The sequence below is a fragment of the Methylobacterium dankookense genome, assembly GCF_902141855.1.
Lineage (GTDB): Bacteria > Pseudomonadota > Alphaproteobacteria > Rhizobiales > Beijerinckiaceae > Methylobacterium > Methylobacterium dankookense.
In genome coordinates, this window is the sequence record NZ_CABFVH010000031.1 from 54,867 (window position 1) to 71,033 (window position 16,167).

Annotated in this window: 12 protein-coding genes and 2 pseudogenes; 1 reads left to right on the forward strand and 13 read right to left on the reverse strand. The window is 72.2% G+C overall.

The annotated features are described in order from the left end of the window. Window positions 1–93: 93 nt before the first annotated feature. The 4 genes from MTDSW087_RS20220 to MTDSW087_RS20235 form a co-directional block, all read right to left on the reverse strand. Window positions 94–942 carry a response regulator gene (locus MTDSW087_RS20220; RefSeq protein WP_144766703.1) on the reverse strand — a complete coding sequence of 283 codons (849 nt, stop codon included), beginning with the start codon at window positions 940–942 and terminating at the stop codon, window positions 94–96. Between the two features lie 136 nt (window positions 943–1,078). Next, window positions 1,079–2,083: a tyrosine recombinase XerC gene (locus tag MTDSW087_RS20225; RefSeq protein ID WP_144766704.1), complete on the reverse strand. Its 1,005-nt coding sequence runs from the start codon at window positions 2,081–2,083 to the stop codon at window positions 1,079–1,081. 104 nt (window positions 2,084–2,187) lie between these two features. Next, window positions 2,188–5,328, reverse strand: a complete 3,141-nt coding sequence (locus MTDSW087_RS20230) for an efflux RND transporter permease subunit (RefSeq protein ID WP_144766705.1) — start codon at window positions 5,326–5,328, stop codon at window positions 2,188–2,190. A gap of 13 nt (window positions 5,329–5,341) precedes the next feature. Beyond that, the gene (locus tag MTDSW087_RS20235) at window positions 5,342–6,544 is read right to left on the reverse strand and encodes an efflux RND transporter periplasmic adaptor subunit (protein ID WP_238179044.1); all 1,203 of its coding nucleotides are present in this window, start codon (window positions 6,542–6,544) and stop codon (window positions 5,342–5,344) included. Window positions 6,545–6,775: 231 nt separating this feature from the next. Here MTDSW087_RS20235 and MTDSW087_RS20240 point away from each other — a divergent pair, with 231 nt between their 5' ends. After that, window positions 6,776–6,958 (forward strand): hypothetical protein, encoded by a 183-nt coding sequence (locus MTDSW087_RS20240; protein ID WP_144766707.1) that lies wholly within the window; start codon window positions 6,776–6,778, stop codon window positions 6,956–6,958. Between the two features lie 96 nt (window positions 6,959–7,054). On the opposite strand, the gene MTDSW087_RS20245 is transcribed toward MTDSW087_RS20240, so the two are convergent. The 9 genes and pseudogenes from MTDSW087_RS20245 to MTDSW087_RS30935 form a co-directional block, all read right to left on the reverse strand. Beyond that, a complete protein-coding gene (locus tag MTDSW087_RS20245; RefSeq protein WP_144766708.1) occupies window positions 7,055–8,125 on the reverse strand; it encodes a glycosyltransferase in 1,071 nt (356 codons plus the stop codon). Window positions 8,126–8,224: 99 nt separating this feature from the next. After that, window positions 8,225–9,319, reverse strand: coding sequence for a glycosyltransferase family 2 protein (locus MTDSW087_RS20250; RefSeq protein WP_144766709.1), 1,095 nt, complete (start codon window positions 9,317–9,319; stop codon window positions 8,225–8,227). Between the two features lie 5 nt (window positions 9,320–9,324). Then, the gene (locus MTDSW087_RS20255) at window positions 9,325–10,404 is read right to left on the reverse strand and encodes a glycosyltransferase family 4 protein (protein ID WP_144766710.1); all 1,080 of its coding nucleotides are present in this window, start codon (window positions 10,402–10,404) and stop codon (window positions 9,325–9,327) included. A 455-nt stretch (window positions 10,405–10,859) separates the two neighbouring features. After that, complete coding sequence (locus MTDSW087_RS20260; protein WP_144766711.1) at window positions 10,860–12,377, reverse strand: Do family serine endopeptidase; 1,518 nt, start codon at window positions 12,375–12,377, stop codon at window positions 10,860–10,862. Window positions 12,378–12,524: 147 nt separating this feature from the next. After that, a complete protein-coding gene (gene hflC / locus MTDSW087_RS20265) occupies window positions 12,525–13,466 on the reverse strand; it encodes a protease modulator HflC (protein WP_144766712.1) in 942 nt (313 codons plus the stop codon). Next, a complete protein-coding gene (hflK, locus tag MTDSW087_RS20270; RefSeq protein ID WP_144766713.1) occupies window positions 13,463–14,635 on the reverse strand; it encodes an FtsH protease activity modulator HflK in 1,173 nt (390 codons plus the stop codon). Before hflK ends, hflC begins: the two co-directional genes overlap by 4 nt. 268 nt (window positions 14,636–14,903) lie before the next feature. Next, window positions 14,904–15,401: a dihydrofolate reductase gene (locus MTDSW087_RS20275; RefSeq protein ID WP_144766714.1), complete on the reverse strand. Its 498-nt coding sequence runs from the start codon at window positions 15,399–15,401 to the stop codon at window positions 14,904–14,906. Window positions 15,402–15,412: 11 nt separating this feature from the next. Beyond that, window positions 15,413–15,691, reverse strand: a pseudogene (gene thyA / locus MTDSW087_RS20280) (thymidylate synthase); the annotation flags it as partial. A gap of 373 nt (window positions 15,692–16,064) precedes the next feature. Further along, window positions 16,065–16,167 (reverse strand): annotated as a pseudogene (locus MTDSW087_RS30935) (ABC transporter permease); the annotation flags it as partial.

The following is a 16,167-nucleotide window of genomic DNA, read 5'->3' on the forward strand; positions in this document are numbered from 1 at the left end:
GTGGGGGAGCCCGATCCCCCATCGCAGCCCTCTCCCCTCTGCGGGAGAGGGAGAAGGCGCTCGGCGCGTCGGGGCTCCCGCGGTGCGGAACCGTCAGGCCGAGCGGCGCGTCGGGGCGAGGTCGGCGATGCGCAGGAGCGCGGTGGGGGCCGGGGGCGCGGTGACCGCGTTGAGGAGATAGGGGCGGCGCAGGCCCAGCGCGTGGTGGAGCGCGAGGTCGATGTCGCGGGCGAAGAAGGGCATCCGCAGGATCGAGTCGACGCCGAAGAAGCGGGCGGCCTGGGCGATGGGCTCGGGATCGCCCGCCGTCAGCAGGGTGATGCGGGTGGAGAGACCCAGCGGCTGCGCCTGGCAGGCGAGCTCCAGCCCGTCGAGGCCGCCGAGCTTGGCGTCGATGAAGGCGAGGTCGTACTGCGCGAGGCCGAGCTGCTTCAGGGCGTGGCGCCCGTCATCGGTCTCGTCGACCACGAGGTTGAAGCCGCTGCGGGCGAGCACGCGGCCGATGGCGTTGCGCGCGCCCTCGGAGGAGGAGGCGAGCAGGACGTGGGTCGGCTGCCGGCGGCGGGCATCGGCATGCATCAGGCTCTCGATATGGGCCGGGTCGAGGGGCGTCTTCAGCACCTCGTAGGCGCCGAGGCTGGTGGCGAGATCCTGCCATTGCGGCATGACCCGGGCGGTGATCAGGACGAGGCTCCCCAGGACGCCGCCGGTCTTGCGCGATACGGCGACCGCCTCGGGCCCGCTCAGCCCGGCGAGCTGGAATCCGACGAAGGCCGTCGTCGGCTTCTCGACCCGGATGATCTCGATCAGCTCGGGCCCCGCATCGGTCTCGCGGATCCGGGCGCTCGCATCGAACCGGCGCACGATCCCGGACAGCGTCGCGCGCCGGCCCGGATCGCTGTCCGCGATGACGACGCGTGCGCCGAGGGTGCTGTACGGCATGGGGTCCTGTCCATGGTGCTGACAGCCCCGATATGAGCCATAAAGGTGAGCGGTGCCTTAATCCGAAACCGGATGCCGAAATCGCGCCCGTACAACTTTAACTATCGCGCCTCGACTTGAAGGACGATTGCAGAGTTTACAGTTGGACCGGGTCGAGCCCGGCGGCGATCCGGCCGGCGCGCGGATGCGCGGCCTCGAAGGCGGAGAGCAGCCGGGCCGCGTCCACCTTCGTGTAGAGCTGCGTCGTCGAGAGCGAGGCGTGGCCGAGCAGCTCCTGGATGGCGCGCAGCTCGCCCTGGCGGGCGAGGAGATGGGTGGCGAAGGAATGGCGCAGCGCGTGTGGCGTCGCGCTGTCCGGCAGGCCGAGCGCGCCGCGGGCGCGCGCCACCGCGTATTGGATGATGCGGGGCGAGAGGGGACCGCCCTTGGCGCCGACGAAGAGAGGGCCCTCCGGCGGCAGGGCATGCGGGCAGGCGGCGAGATAGGCCGCGACCGCCTCGGCGACGACGGGCAGCACCGGCACCATGCGCTGCTTGCTGCCCTTGCCGAGCACGGTGACCGCGTCGATGCCGGGCAGGGGCGCGTCGCGCCGGAGGAGGCCGAGCGCCTCCGAGATGCGCAGCCCCGAGCCGTAGAGCAGCGCCAGCACCGCCGCATCGCGGGCGAGGATCCAGGGCTCGCGCTCCGTGTCGGCGTGGAGGTCCGCATCGGTCAGGGCCTTGGCCGCGGCGACGGGGAGCGGGCGCGGCAGGCGCCGCTCCACCTTCGGCGAGCGCACGGCGCCGAGCGCCGCCACCGTGCCGTGGCCCTCGCGCTCGAGGTGCTTGGCGAAGGAGCGCAGCCCGGCGAGCGCGCGCATCAGCGAGCGCCCGCCGATCTCGTCGGCCCGGCGCGCGGCCATGAAGGCGCGGATGTCGCGGGGCTTCAGGGCGATCAGGCGCGCGATGGTCGGCGGGCCGGAGCGGACCGCGAGATGCGCGAGGAACTGGCGTAGGTCGCGCTCGTAGGCGACCACGGTGTTGGCGGCCATGCGCCGCTCCTGCGCGAGGGCGGCGAGCCAGCCGCGCATCGCGGCGTGCAGGGCCTCGTCCCCGGGAATGAGCGGGCTCGGTGCGCGGAGGGCTTGAGCGGCTGTCGGCATCGGGACAGCCAAGCCCGGCGGCCTTGAGGTGGCGTTAACGCCCGCGCTTTCGCCGCGCGGGGCACGCTCTCCTCCCCCCTTTCAGGGAGGGGAGAAGGAGCGTCTCACTCCGCCGCCACCGGCGCGCGATAGGCCCGCCCGTCATTGGCCGGATGGTCCGGGCCTGCGAAGGGGGCCTCGTCCAGGGGATCGTCGCGCTCGCCGACGAAGCGGCCGAACAGGCGCCCGAGCAGGCGCGAGAGGTCGTCCATCAGGATGAAGATCGCGGGCACGAAGACCAGCGAGAGCAGGGTCGACACGATCAGGCCGCCGATCACCGCCACCGCCATCGGCGCCCGGAACTCGCCGCCGATGCCGAGCGCCAGGGCCGAGGGCACCATGCCGGCGGCCATGGCGATGGTCGTCATCACGATCGGCCGGGCGCGCTTGCGGCCGGCATCGACGATGGCAGTCACCCGGTCGACGCCGCGGGCCATCTCCTCCACCGCGAAGTCGATGAGCATGATGGCGTTCTTCGTCACCACGCCCATCAGCATCAGGATGCCGATGACCACGGGCATCGAGATCGGCATGTGGAAGACGAGGAGCCCGAGGATCGCGCCGCCGATCGAGAGCGGCAGCGAGAACAGGATCGTCATCGGCTGCAGGAACGAGCCGAACAGCAGGATCAGCACGCCGAACACCATCATCAGGCCGGCGCCCATGGCGAGCGCGAAGCCCTCGAAGACCTCGCCCATCACCTCGGCGTCGCCGGTCTGCTTGATGGTGACGCCCGGCGGCAGGTTCCTGGCCGCGGGCAGGCTCAGGACCTGCTCGATGAGGGAGCCCAGGGCGTCGGTGCCGCGCATGTCGCCCTCGATGGCCACGCGCACGGAGCGGTCGTAGCGGTCGATCGCGGTGGGGCCCTGGCCGAGGCTGATCTCGGCCACCGTGGCGAGCGGCACCGCGGCGCCGCCCTTCACCGGCACCTTGAGGGCGCCCAGCGCGTCGAGATCGCCGCGCAGGCGCTCAGGAAGCTGCACGCGGATCGGCACCTGCCGATCGACGGCGTTGAACTTGGCGAGGTTGGCGCCGATGTCGCCGATGGTGCCCACCCGCACCGTCTCGGCGATGAGATCGGTCGAGACGCCGAGATCGGCCGCGACGCCGGGCTTCGGGCGGATGCGGATCTCGGTGCGGTCGAGCGGCGCCGTCGAGATCACGTTGACGAGGTAGGGCACGCCGGCCGCCTCGCGCTGCAGGCGCGCGGCCACCTCGGCCACCGCGGCCTTGTCGGGCCCGCTGATGATGAGGGCGAGGTCGCGCTGGCCGCCCTCGCGCAGCGCCCAGAAGCGGATGTCGGGCTCCTCGCGCAGGATGGCGGCGATGGCGACGTCCACCTGCTTCTGCGTGCGGTGGCGCTCGGTCTTCGGCACGAGGTTGATGGTCAGGCTCGCGAGCCGCACCTCCTTCTTGCCGGGGAGCTGGCGGCCGCCATCGACGAACACGCTCTTCACCTCGGGCAGCGCCCGGATCCTGTCCACCAGCCCGTCGCTCACGCGCACCGTGTCGGCGAGGCGGGCGCCCGGCGGCAACTCCACCACGAACAGGGTGCGGGCCTGGTCCTCGGCCGGCAGGAAGCCCGAGGGCAGCAGGCTCGTGGACCAGATCGAGGCGGCGAAGCACGCGAGGCCCGCGACCAGGGTGACGAACTTGTGCCGCACGGACCACGCGACGAGCCGGGTATAGGCCCGCATCACCGCGCCCTCGCGGGCATGGTCCGGCCCGTGGTCGCGCAGGAAATAGGCGGCCAGCAGCGGCGTGATCAGCCGCGCGACGAGCAGCGACATGAACACCGCCGCCGCGATGGTGAGGCCGAACTGCTTGAAGTACTGGCCCGCGATGCCCGGCATGAAGGAGACGGGGGCGAAGATCGCGATGATGGTCGCGGTGATGGCGATGACCGCGAGGCCGATCTCGTCGGCCGCCTCCAGCGCCGCCCGGTAGGCCGACTTCCCCATGCGCATGTGGCGGACGATGTTCTCGATCTCGACGATCGCGTCGTCCACGAGGATGCCCGTCACCAGCGTGATCGCGAGCAGGCTGACCGCGTTCAGCGAGAAGCCGAGCGCGCTCATCACCCAGAAGGTCGGCAGCACCGAGAGCGGCAGGGCGATGGCCGCGATCAGCGTGGCGCGCCAGTCGCGCAGGAACAGCAGCACCACCACGACGGCGAGCGCGGCACCCTCGAGCAGCCCGAGCATGGCCGAGTGGTAGTTGCCGATCGTGTTGACGACGCTGGTGTCGATCAGGTCGAAGCGCACGTCGGGATTGGCCGCGTGCAGCTCGGCGACCCGCTTGGCGACGCCGTCGGCGACCTGCGCGTCGCTCGCGCCCATCGCCCGCGAGATCGCGAATCCGACCACCGGCTCGCCGTTGAAGCGGGCGAAGGTGCGCGGCTCCTCGGCCGTGTCGGAGAGCGTCGCGAGCTCGTCGAGGCGGACCTTGCGGTTGCCGGGCACCACGATCGACGTGGCCGCCAGCGTGTCGAGGCTGGCCGAGGCCGCGAGCGCGCGGATCGACTGCTCCTGGCCGCCGACCTCGCCGCGCCCGCCCGCCATGTCGGCGGAGGTGAGGCGGAGCTGCCGGTTCACGTCGGCCGCCGTGATGCCGAGCGCGAGCAGCCGGTCGGGCTTCAGGGTGACGCGGACCTCGCGGGCGACGCCGCCGAGGCGCTCGACGCCGCCGACCCCCTTCACCCCCTGGATCGAGCGGGCGACCACGTCGTCCACGTACCAGGACAGGTCCTCGGGCGTCATGGCGGGCGCGGAGGCGCCGTAGATCATGATCGGCAGGCCGGCGATCTCGACGCGCTGGATCACCGGCTCGTCGATGGTGCGCGGCAGGTTGATGCGGATCTTCGAGATCGCATCCTTCACGTCGTTGACGGCGCGGTCCTGGTTCACCTCCAGGCGGAACTCGATGGTGGTGGTCGAGATGCCCTCGGTGATGGTCGAGATGATGTGCTTGACGCCCTTCACGCCCGCGACCGAGTCCTCGACCCATTTCGTGACCTGGGTCTGGAGCTCGGAGGGCGCGGCGCCGGACTGCGTGATCGTCACCGAGACGATCGGGATGTCGATGTTGGGAAACCGCGTGATCGGCAGGGACCGGAAGCTGACGAGGCCGAGCACCACCAGCACGAGGAACAGCACGATCGAGGGCAGCGGCTTGCGGATCGCCCAGGCGGAGATGTTGAGGCGCATGGCTTGGTCGTCCTCAGCGGGCGTCCGCGAGCGGCTTCACGGCGTCCGGCGCCACCGGGCGGACCCGGTCGCCGTCGCGCAGGAAGCTGCCGGCGCGGGCCACCACCATCTCGCCCTCGGCGAGGCCGGAGCGGATCTCCGCGAAGCCCTCGGCCGTGAGGCCGGTCTCGACGGCGCGCGCCTCGACGCGCCCGTCCTTCACCGCGAGCACGCCGACGCGCCCGTCGGCGGCGAAGAGCAGGCTGGAGACCGGCACCGCCACGCCGCGGCGCCGGGCCATCTCCACCGTGCCGCGGGCGAAGGCGCCGATGCGCAGGCGGGGATCGTCCGCGAGCGCGATGCGGACCTTGCCGAGCCGCGTGGCGCGGTCGACCTCCGGATAGACCCGGCGCACGCGGCCCGCGATGCGGCCGCCCTCCTCCAGGTCGAGGGCGGCGGGATCGTTCACCTTGAGGCGGGGGAGCTGCGTCTCGGGCACCTCGCCCTCCAGCTCGATCTCGCCGCGGGCGATCAGCCGGAACAGCGGCTCGCCGACCGCCGTCGCGGTGGCGCCGATGCGGGCGGTGCGGCGGTTGACGATGCCGGCCTCGGGCGCGCGGATCTCGGTGCGGGCGCGGCGCAGGGCGATCTCGGCGCCGGCGGCCTTGGCGGTGGCGAGGTCGGCCTCGGCCGATTGCAGGCCGCCCCGGGCCGCGGCGAGCTTGCCGTCCGCCCCCTGCGCGGCCGAGACGCGCTGCTCCAGCACCGCCGCCGTGGCGTTGCCGGTGCGCACCAGCGCCTGGGCACGCTCCAGGGCGAGCCTGGCCTCCACCTGCGCGGCCTCGGCCTGCACGATCTGGCTGCGGGCCTGGACGATCGCCGCCTCGGCGCGGGCCACCGCCGCGGCGTTCGAGGCCTCCTGCGTGACGATCATCTCCAGCGACAGGCGGGCGAGCACCTGGCCCTTGGCGACCCGGTCGCCCTCCTCCACCAAGAGCTCGGTGATGCGGTAGCCCTCGATCTCCGGGGCGACCAGGATCTCGTCGCGGGGCACCAGGGTTCCGGTGACCACGGCGCGCTCGACGATCTCGCGGCCCTCCGCCTTCGCCACGGTGACGGCCGGGGCGATGGCGGCGGCATCCGGCACCGCGGCCGGCTCGACGGCGCGGGCGGGCGCGGCGGCGAGGAGAGCCGCGCAGGCGGCGCCCAGAAGGAGGCGGTGGGTGCGGTCGGACAAGGCGGGCCTCACGGGCGCGGATCTGGCTCCCGGTCCGGGGGCGAAGCCGGCGGTCGGGATGCGACGGAGTGTACACCGGACCGTGCGGCGGAGTTACGGCGTCGCGGGGTCAGATTGCGGCGCACACCAGACTTGATGCCGAAATGCGACATCGCGCCCGCCGGCCTGCAACCCGGATCGCGTACGAACGTTGTGTTCGCACAAGCGAATTGAAGTGTGGGGAGCGGGACCATGAGCATCTTCCAGATCAGGCAGAAATCGAGCGGCGCGGTCCTCTGGACCGGCTCTGCCGCCGACGAGCAGACGGCCCTCGACGCCATGGCGCGCGAGGCCGGATACCGCGACTTCTCCGCCCTGCCCGACACGCTCCGCGCGAGCGGCATCGAGGCGGCCAAGCTCGACTTGATTTCGTAGCGCACACGGATCTCGTCGGCGCCAGGCTGCTGGGCGCGACCTGCTCCCTCTCCCGTTCGGGAGAGGGGACCCGCGTCTTCTCCGGCCGCTTTGCGATCAGCCTAATCCCGTGACCATGGGATCCCGTCGGCGCGCGTGCCGCTCGATCAGGGCGGCGGCGTGCCGGATCGCGTGCGGATCCGACAGGGCCACGATGGCGCTCGGGTCGAGCGCCAGTCCGGCGCGGACGAGGCCGGGCCAGAGCGCCGCCTCCGGCCAGCCCTCGTGCACGATGGCCGCGCCGAGCCGGGCGAGGGCGCGGGCCTTCTCGATCTGCTCGCCATAGGCCCGCTCCTCGGGCAGGCAGAGGAAGCGCTTGGCCCGCGCCGCCACCGCGGCCACCACCCCGTCGCCGGCCCCGCCCACCACGAGGCCGGCCCGGGCGATCCAGGCATCCGCATCCGCGACCCAGCCGTGCAGGTGGAGATTGGCGGGCCGCTCGCCCTCCCCCGTGACGGGACCGAGGACATGCCAGTCACGCTCCGGCACGGCGCGCGCCGCCGCGGCGAGGTCGGCGAGCGCGCCGCCATCACCACCGCGGCCGAACACCACGACGATGGGCCCCCCGGCGCCCGCATCCACGCCCGGGCGCTGCGCGACCGGCCGGCCGAGGAAGCCCGCATAGTCCGTCTTGGCGCGCACCCAATCCGGCACGCCCTCCGCCTCCAGGGCCGCGGGAAAGGGCGCGATCAGACGGTCGGCGGAGCGGAAGGCCTCCAGATGCGGCAGATCCGTCCGCGTGCCGGCGAGGCGGAACACCAGGGTCGGCAGCGAGAGCAGGCGGGCGAAGAGCGCCACCTCCACCGAGACGTCGACCACGAGGAGCAGCGGGTCCGTCTCGGCCGCCCAGGCGGCGATGCGCGCCATGCGGGTGCGGATGCCGGGATGGGCGAGCGGTGCGTAATGCAGGGCGTGGGGCCGCTCCGCCTCGCCGTCCTGGCCGCCGAAACCGTCGTCCAGCCGGTCGTCGGGCAGGTCGAGCACGGGGCCGGGGGCCTCCGCCGTGTCGATCCCCGCGAGGGTGCCGATCAGGGTGCAGGGCCGGTCGAGGGCGGCGGCGATGGCGCAGGCGCGCTGCCAGTGCCCGACGCCCTGGTGGTGGACGTAGTAGCCGATGCCGCGGGTCATGGCCGTGCTCGTTCTCGTGACCGGAATCCCAGAGGGATCGTCCCTTTGGCGGGGTGTCGGCACCGGTTCCCTCCCCCTTGCGGAGAGGAGAGCGCGCGATCAGGCCGCCGCGCGCAGGCCGCGGGCGAGGGCCTCCAGATCGGCGATCGCCGCGTCGAGAGGGACGAAGCGGGCGGGCTCGGCGCGCGCCTCCAGCCGGGCATGGGCGCGCTCGACGAAGGCGATGTCGTTCGGGCAGGGCTCCGATTCGATCGCGGCGAGGTCGGCGGCGTCGAGGCCGAGCGACTGGCAGGCGCGGCGGCGGGCGGCCTCGCCCTGGTGCCAGCCCTGACGCCAAGCTTGCCGAAGCGCCGCGCGGCGGGCGACGAGGCCGTGCCAGAGGGCGGCCTCGGGCAATTCGTAGTCCCCGCCCGCGCGCACCGCCTCGGCCCGGCGCGCCATCTCGGTGGCCATGCCGCCGGTGACGCGGCCCTCGTGCCGGTCGGAGACGTGGATCTTCACCCGCGGGCAATGGCGCAGGCGGGCGCCGGCCCGGGTGAGGCGGGCGACGAGCGCGTTGTCCTCGCCGCAGGGGATGGCCGGCAGGCCGCCGACCGCGCGGTAGAGGCCCGCGCGCATCGCGAGGCTCGCGGCGGTGTGGTCGCCGTGGCGGGGCGCCGGATCGTGGGCCGGCGGGTCGAGGATGTCCTCCAGCGCGCGCACGGCCGACCAGTAGCGCTCGATGCGCGCGTGCAGGTCGGCAAGCGCCGGCGCGATCTCCGCATCCGCGTCGATCACGAGGCGGCCGCCGACCACGTCGGCCTGCTCCAGCGCGGCGAGGTTGGCCGCGATCCAGTCCGGCGGTGCCCAGGCATCGGCATCGGTGGTGAGGAGGACGCCGTCCTCCGCGGCCCCATCCTCGGCGAGCCAGTCGGCGCCGGCCTCCAGCGCCATGCGGCGGGCGGTGCCGACATGGGCCTCGGCCCCCTCGACCCGCACCTCGAGGAGGCGCAGCGCCAGGGATGCGAGAGCGCCCTCCGCCTCCAGGCGACGGACGATGTCCGGCGTGCCGTCGGTGCAGTTGTTGGCGAGCACGACCACGCGCAGGGCCCCGGAGAGGCCAGCCGGGAGGCCCGTCTGCGCGGCGAGCGAGCGGAGCAGCCGGGGCAGGCGCTCCGCCTCGTCGCGGGCGGGGATGCAGACGACGGCGCGCACCGGTCCTACTCCGCGGCGTCGAGGAGCTGCCGGCCGAGGGCGTGGCGCCCCAGCATCTCGGCATAGACCGCCTCGTAGCGCGCGGTCATGGTGTCGGCGTTGAAATGCGCCTCGACCCGATGGCGGGCGTCGCGGCGGCGCAGGGCGGCCGCCCCGCGGATCGCCCGGGCGAGGTCGGCCGGATCGTCGGCCTCGGCGAGGCGTCCGCAGGAGGCGTCGAGGATCTCGGGCATGGCGCCGCGGCGGAAGGCCGCCACCGGCGTGCCGCAGGCGAGCGCCTCGGCGACCACGAGGCCGAAGGGCTCCTCCCAACGCGGGGTCACCACGGCGACCTGCGCGCGGCCGAGATGGGTCGCGAGGTCGCGGTGCGAGAGATGGCCGAGATGGGTGAGGTCGGGCCCGAGCCGCGGCGCGATCTCGGCCTCCCAATAGGCCGGGTTCAGCTTCGGGCCGGCGAAGACGAGGGGTAGGCCGGCCTGCCGGGCGGCGTCGATGGCGAGGTGCAGCCCCTTCTCCGGCACGATGCGGCCGAACCAGAAGGCGTGGGGCTCGCGGTCCGGCTCGGCGCTGTAGGGGAAGGTGGCGAGATCGATACCGTTGGCCACCACCTCGAGATCCGGCAGCAGCTCCGTCCACTCGCGGGTCAGCGTCTGCGAGACGGAGAGGAAGCGCATGTCGGCGCGCGCGGCGCGCACGCCCGCGGCCAGCGACTCGAAGGGCGGGGTGTGCAGCACCGTGACCCAGGGGATGTCGAAGCTTCCGCTCTCGATGAGCGGCAGGGCGTGCAGGGAGTTGTTGTGCACGAGGTCGAAATCGCCCGCGCGGATCGCGTCGATGATCGACCGGTAGGCCTCGCGCTCGGCCTTCTCGATCGCCGCCCAGCGCAGCGGATCGCCGAGATCCTCGCCGGTCGGCGGGCAGACGAAGGTCGCGAGCGCCGGATCCGAGCCCTCGGAGGCGAACAGCGTGACCTCGTGCCCGCGTCGGCGCAGGGCCCGTGTCATCAGGTGTGTGTGCATCTCGAGGCCGCCCGCGTAGGGCTGGCCGATCGGATACTTCAGATGGGCGATGACAGCGATCTTCACGCGGCGAACCGAGGTTTGAGTGACAGCAGTTCGGGGGAATGCTGAAGGGGACGGGTGTCCCGGCCGATGTCGAGGATGCGATCTGCGGCCCGGATGCCCTCACGCCGGCACGGGATCGCCCGGCGTGATGTGCATTCAACGGCGCTCGCGCTGAAAGTTTGCTGAACCGTTGCCGTTGCGGGTGCGACAAGACGACGGCGCCCGGCGGGTGTCATCCGCCGGGCGCCGCGAAAGGTCTGGTCGGTTTCGCGAGATGGGCCGGAGAGGCTTCCCCGATTCTCCGCCTCATCCTGAGGCGCCCGCGCCAGCGGGCCTCGAAGGAGGGCTCCAGGGATCGGGGCGTCTTCTGGAGGCCTCCTGCGAGGCCTCCGCTCCACTTCGGCACCTTAAGATGAGGTGGAGGAGGGGACGGGCGGGGTCCGCATCGGGTCCCGCCCGGCAGACCGTTAAAAAGTCTAGTCGAGCCCCAGGGCCACGAAGCGCACGTCGCCGCTCGCCGCGGCCACGAGCAGGAGGACGGACTTTCGGCCCTCCTTCTTCAGGGCGTCCACGCGCTTCGTCACGTCGGCGGGGGTGCTCACCGCCTCCTGGCCGACCTCGACGACGACCTCGCCGGCCTGGATGCGCTTGTCGGAGGCCGTCGAGTTCGGATCGACGCGGGTGACGACCACGCCCTTGACGCTGTCCTTGATGCCGTAGCGGCGGCGCAGCTCGTCCGTCATGCCGGAGAGGTTGAGGCCGAGCGCCTGGCGCACCGCGCTCTCGGGCTCCGGCTGGCGGATGTTGGCGGGCTGGGGCTTCTCGGTATCCTCCAGGCGGCCGAGGGTGACGGGCTTGGTCTGCTCCTCGCCCTTGCGCACGATCACCACGTCGACCTTCTGGCCGACCGGGGTCGAGGCGACGATGCGCGGCAGGTCGCTCGAGGCCTTCACCGGGCTGCCGTTGAAGCGCACGATCACGTCGCCGACCTCGAGGCCGGCGGTCTTGGCCGGGCCCTTCTCGTCGACGCCGGCCACCAGGGCGCCCTTGGCGCCGCCCTTCAGGCCCAGCGCCTCGGCGGTGGTGTCGTCCACGTTCTGGATGCGCACGCCGAGCCAGCCGCGGCGAACCTCGCCGAACTCGCGCAGCTGGTCGATGACGGGCTTGGCCGAGCCCGAGGGCACCGCGAAGCCGATGCCGACCGAGCCGCCGGTGGGCGAGAGGATCGCCGTGTTGATGCCGATGACCTCGCCGCTCATGTTGAACAGCGGACCGCCGGAATTGCCCTTGTTGATGGCCGCATCCGTCTGGATGTAGTTGTCGTAGGGACCGGACTCGATGTTGCGGCCCCGGGCCGAGACGATGCCGGCGGAGACCGAGCCGCCGAGCCCGAACGGGTTGCCGATCGCCATCACCCAGTCGCCCGGGCGCATCTTGTCGGAATCGCCGAAGGGCACGGCCTTGAGCGGGCGCTCGGCGGTGGGCTTCACGCGCAGCACCGCGAGGTCGATCTTCGAATCCTTGCCGATGATCTCGGCCTTCAGCTTGGTGCCGTCGTGCAGGATGACCTGGATGTCGTTGGCGTCGCCGATGACGTGGTTGTTCGTCACCACGATGCCGGAGGCGTCGATGACGAAGCCGGAGCCGAGCGAGTTCGACTTGCGCTGGGTGCGCGGGGCCTCGCTCTCGCCGCCGCCGCGGCCGCCGCGGCGGTTGAAGAATTCCTCGAACAGGTCCTCGAAGGGGGTGCCGGGCGGGAGCTGCGGCCCGCGGCCGGAGCGCGCCTCGACGGTGGTGGAGGCGGAGATGTTGACCACCGCATCGGTGACCTGCTCGGCGAGGTCGGCCAGCGATTCCGGCCCGCGGGCGAAGGCCGGCAGCGGCAGGGCGGTGCCCGCGACGGAGAGGCCGATCAGGGCGGCGGCGAGGCCGGCGCGGGCCCGGGCCAGCGCGGGAATGCCCGGCGCCGCGGGGGCGCCCGTGACGGGGTGCATGGTCGACCTCTTCGGAAGAACGCGTTTCTCGGACATCTCGTCGCCCGGGGCGTGCGAGGCCGCGCCCCAGGCGAGAGCATAGATCGGACCTGCGGGGCGGCGTTCAAGGGCGGCTCTGCCGGTACCGCCCCGCCCCGCCTCTCCGGCTCAGCGCGCCGGAGCCGTCGAGCCGGTGGTGCCTGGCGCGGGGCGCGCGGTGGCCGGCCGGCCCTGCGGATCGTTGAAGTAGCGGAAGAAGTCCGAGTTCGGGCTGATCACGAGGCGGGTGTCGTTGCTCTTCAGCCCGGTCTCGTAGGCCTGCATGGACCGGTAGAAGGCGAAGAAGTCCGCGTCCTTGCCGAAGGCCTCGGCCAGGATGCGGTTCCGCTCGGCATCGCCCTGGCCGCGCAGCTGCTCGGCCGTCTGCTGGGCCTCGGCCAGGATCACCGTGACCTCGCGGTCGGCCTTGGCCCGGATGGTGACGGCGATCTGCTCGCCGTTCGCCCGGATGTCGGCCGCCTCGCGCTCGCGCTCGGTCTTCATGCGCTTGTAGACGGCCGAGGAGTTCTGCGCCGGCAGGTCGACGCGGGTCATGCGCACGTCGACGATCTCGATGCCCAGCGCGTTGGCCTGCCGGTTCACGTCCTTCTGGATCTCGTCCATGATCCGGTTGCGGTCGGTCTTGATGATCGCGTCGCGGTCGGAGCGGGCGAGCACGTTGCGCAGGGACGAGTTGATGAAGCTCTGCAGGCGCTGGTTGGCGAGCCCGACATTGTTCACCGACTGGTAGAAGCGCAGCGGATCGGTGATCCGGTAGCGGGCGAAGGCGTCGACCTCGAGGTTCTGGCGGTCGGCGGTGAGCAGCGTCTGGACCGGCAGGTCGAGGTCGAGCACCCGCTTGTCGAACAGCACCACGTTCTCGACGAAGGGCACCTTGAAGTAGAGGCCGGGCCGGTCCTCGTTGGTCTGGTTCAGCACGGCGCGCACACGCCCGAGCTGCAGCACCAGGGCCTGCTGCATCTGCCCGACCGTGAAGACGGAGGCGTAGAGGGCGACCGCGATGCCGGCGACGAGCACCAGGAGGCCGGTGCGGAGGGCCTGGGCGTTCATCGGGCGGCTCCCGTCCGGTCGGAGCTCTGGGGACGCTGGGCGAATTCGCCGAGCGGCAGCACGGGGAGCACCCCGGCCGCGTTGCCGGCGGAGGCCGCGCCCTGCCCGCTCTGGTCGATGATCACCTTGTTCACGGAGCCCAGCACCTTCTCCATGGTCTCCAGGAAGAGGCGCTCGCGGCTGACCGCGGGCGCGACCTTGTAGGATTCGTAGACCTCGCTGAAGCGGGCCGCCTGGCCGGTGGCGTCGGCCGTGGCCTTGGCCTTGTAGGCCTCCGCCGCCTGCACGATCTGCGCCGCGCGGCCGCGGGACTGGGGCACCTCGCGGCTGGCGTAGGTCTTGGCCTCGTTCTGGGCGGTGTCGGCGTCCTGCTGGGCCGCGTTCACGTCGATGAAGGCGGGCCGGACCTCCGGCGGCGGGTTGACCGAGACGAGCTGCACCACCTCGATGCGCACGCCCGCGCCGTACTCGTCGAGCGCGCTCTGGACGATCTCCTTGACCTCCTGCGCCACGCTCGACTGCTCGTTCGTCAGGATCGCCTGGATGTTGCGCCGGCCGATCACCTCGCGCATCGCGCTCTCGGCGATGGCCTTGATCGTGCCCTCCGGGTTCTGGAGGTTGAACACGAAGTCGGAGGCCTTGAGCGGGTTGACGCGCCACTGCACCTCGAAGTCGAGGTCGACGATGTTCTCGTCACCGGTGAGCATCAGGCTCTCGTCGGGCACGTCGCGCAGGCGCGCCTGGGCACCGGCGCCGCTGCGGTAGCCGATCTGGATCGAGTTGATCTGGCCGACATTCGGCTTGACCACGCCGCCGACCGGATAGGGGAAGTTGTAGCGCAGGCCCTCGCCCTTGGAGCCGACGTAGCGCCCGAAGATGGTCTCGATGCCGACCTGGTTCGGGGCCACCGTGTAGAAGCCGGTGAGCAGCCAGACCGAGGCGGCGATCGCGCCGACGACGAGGGCGCTGCGGCCGCCGCCGATGGAGCCGCCGCCACCGCCGCCCGGCATCACGCCGCGCAGGCGATCCTGGCCGCGGCGGAGCAGGTCCTCAAGGTTCGGCGGCGTCTTGCCGCCCCCGCCATTGCCCCAGGGTCCCCCGCCATTGCCGCCGCGGTTGCCCCATGGACCGCCGCCACCACCACCGCCGCTCTGATTGCTCCAAGGCATGCCAGCCGAATTCTCCTCCCGCGGCGAGACAGTCCGCACCTCATGCACGGACGGTCGCCGCGCCCGCTTTCATCCACTGGCCCGCTCTGTCGGGAGCCGCCCCGGATTGCCGCTTCCGGGGTTCCCTCAGCACCTGCGGGGCCAGCGCCCTTGCTGTCAAGGCTCGCAGGTGGGCATCGCGGGCCCGCTTGGCAACCGCAACCTTGGCAATCGCGATGCCGCACCCGCGGCGCCCTGCCCGTCCGTCGCGGCCCGTGCGTCGTGGCCGTCAGCGGATCCGCTCCAGGGTGACGAAGGCGAAGGCGCATTCGTCGTGCTCCCCGGCCGCATGCGCCTCGCGCGCGGTCTCGCGGAAGGCGGCGCGGTCGAAATCGGGGAAGCGGGTGTCGCCGTCGTAGTCGCCTGCCACCTCGGTCAGGTGGATCGCGTCGGCCTGCGGCAGGGCGAGGCGGTAGATCTCGGCGCCGCCCACCACCATCAGCTCCTCCGCACCGCGCGCGGCCGCGCGCGCGGCCTCCCAATCGTGCACCACCTCCACGCCCTCGGCGGCGAAGGCCGGGTCGCGGGTCAGAACCAGGGTGCGCCGGCCCGGCAGCGGCCGGCCGATCGACTGGTAGGTCTTGCGGCCCATCAGCATCGGCTTGCCCATGGTGAGCGCCTTGAAGCGCTTCAGGTCCGAGCGCAGGTGCCAGGCGAGGCCGTTGTCGCGGCCGATGACGCCGTTCCGCGCGACCGCGACGACGAGGGTGATGCGGGGCTCGGTCATGCGGATCCCGTTCAGACGGCGACCGGCGCGGAGATCGCCGGATGCGGGTCGTAGCCCTCGATCGCGATGTCCTCGAAGCGGAAGGCGAAGAGGTCGCGCACCGATGGGTTCAGGCGCAGGCGCCGCAGCGGGCGCGGTTCACGGGCGAGTTGCAGGCGCGCCTGGTCCAAGTGGTTCCGGTAGAGGTGGGCATCGCCGAAGCTGTGCACGAGGTCGCCCGGCGCGAGGTCGGTGGCCTGAGCGATCATGTGGGTGAGGAGGGCGTCGCTCGCGATGGTGAAGGGTTTTCCGGTCACCCCCGTTTTCGACTGAATCGCTATCATTTGGGGCTACCCTCGTTCGCCGTTCGCGCCAAGCCCTGGCTCCCGCGTGCGCCCCCCCGCCGAAGCCTGCAGCAGCTGTGGATAAAACTTTGGCCATCAGCAAGAACCGCATGGAGGCTGCGGAACCCGGATCGTGGATCGTCGTGCGTCGCCCTGTGCAATGCGGCCGATCTCTATCCGAGCCGACCCAGGGATTTAAGAGCGTCTAACAGAACCGTTTGATCTGGTTGAGTGTGATGCGGCTTGCAGCGAGGCTGGTGAAGGGGGCGAGCCATCCCAGCCAACGCCCGCACGCCCCATCCGTGCCCGTTCCGTTAGGCACTCTTGATCGGATGCGACCTCAAGCCTGCATGCCCCATCGCCTGATGGTGCGCTGCTCGATGGTCTGGAAGATCAGGTTCTCCACGACAAGGCCGATGAGGATCACGGTGAGAAGCCCGGCG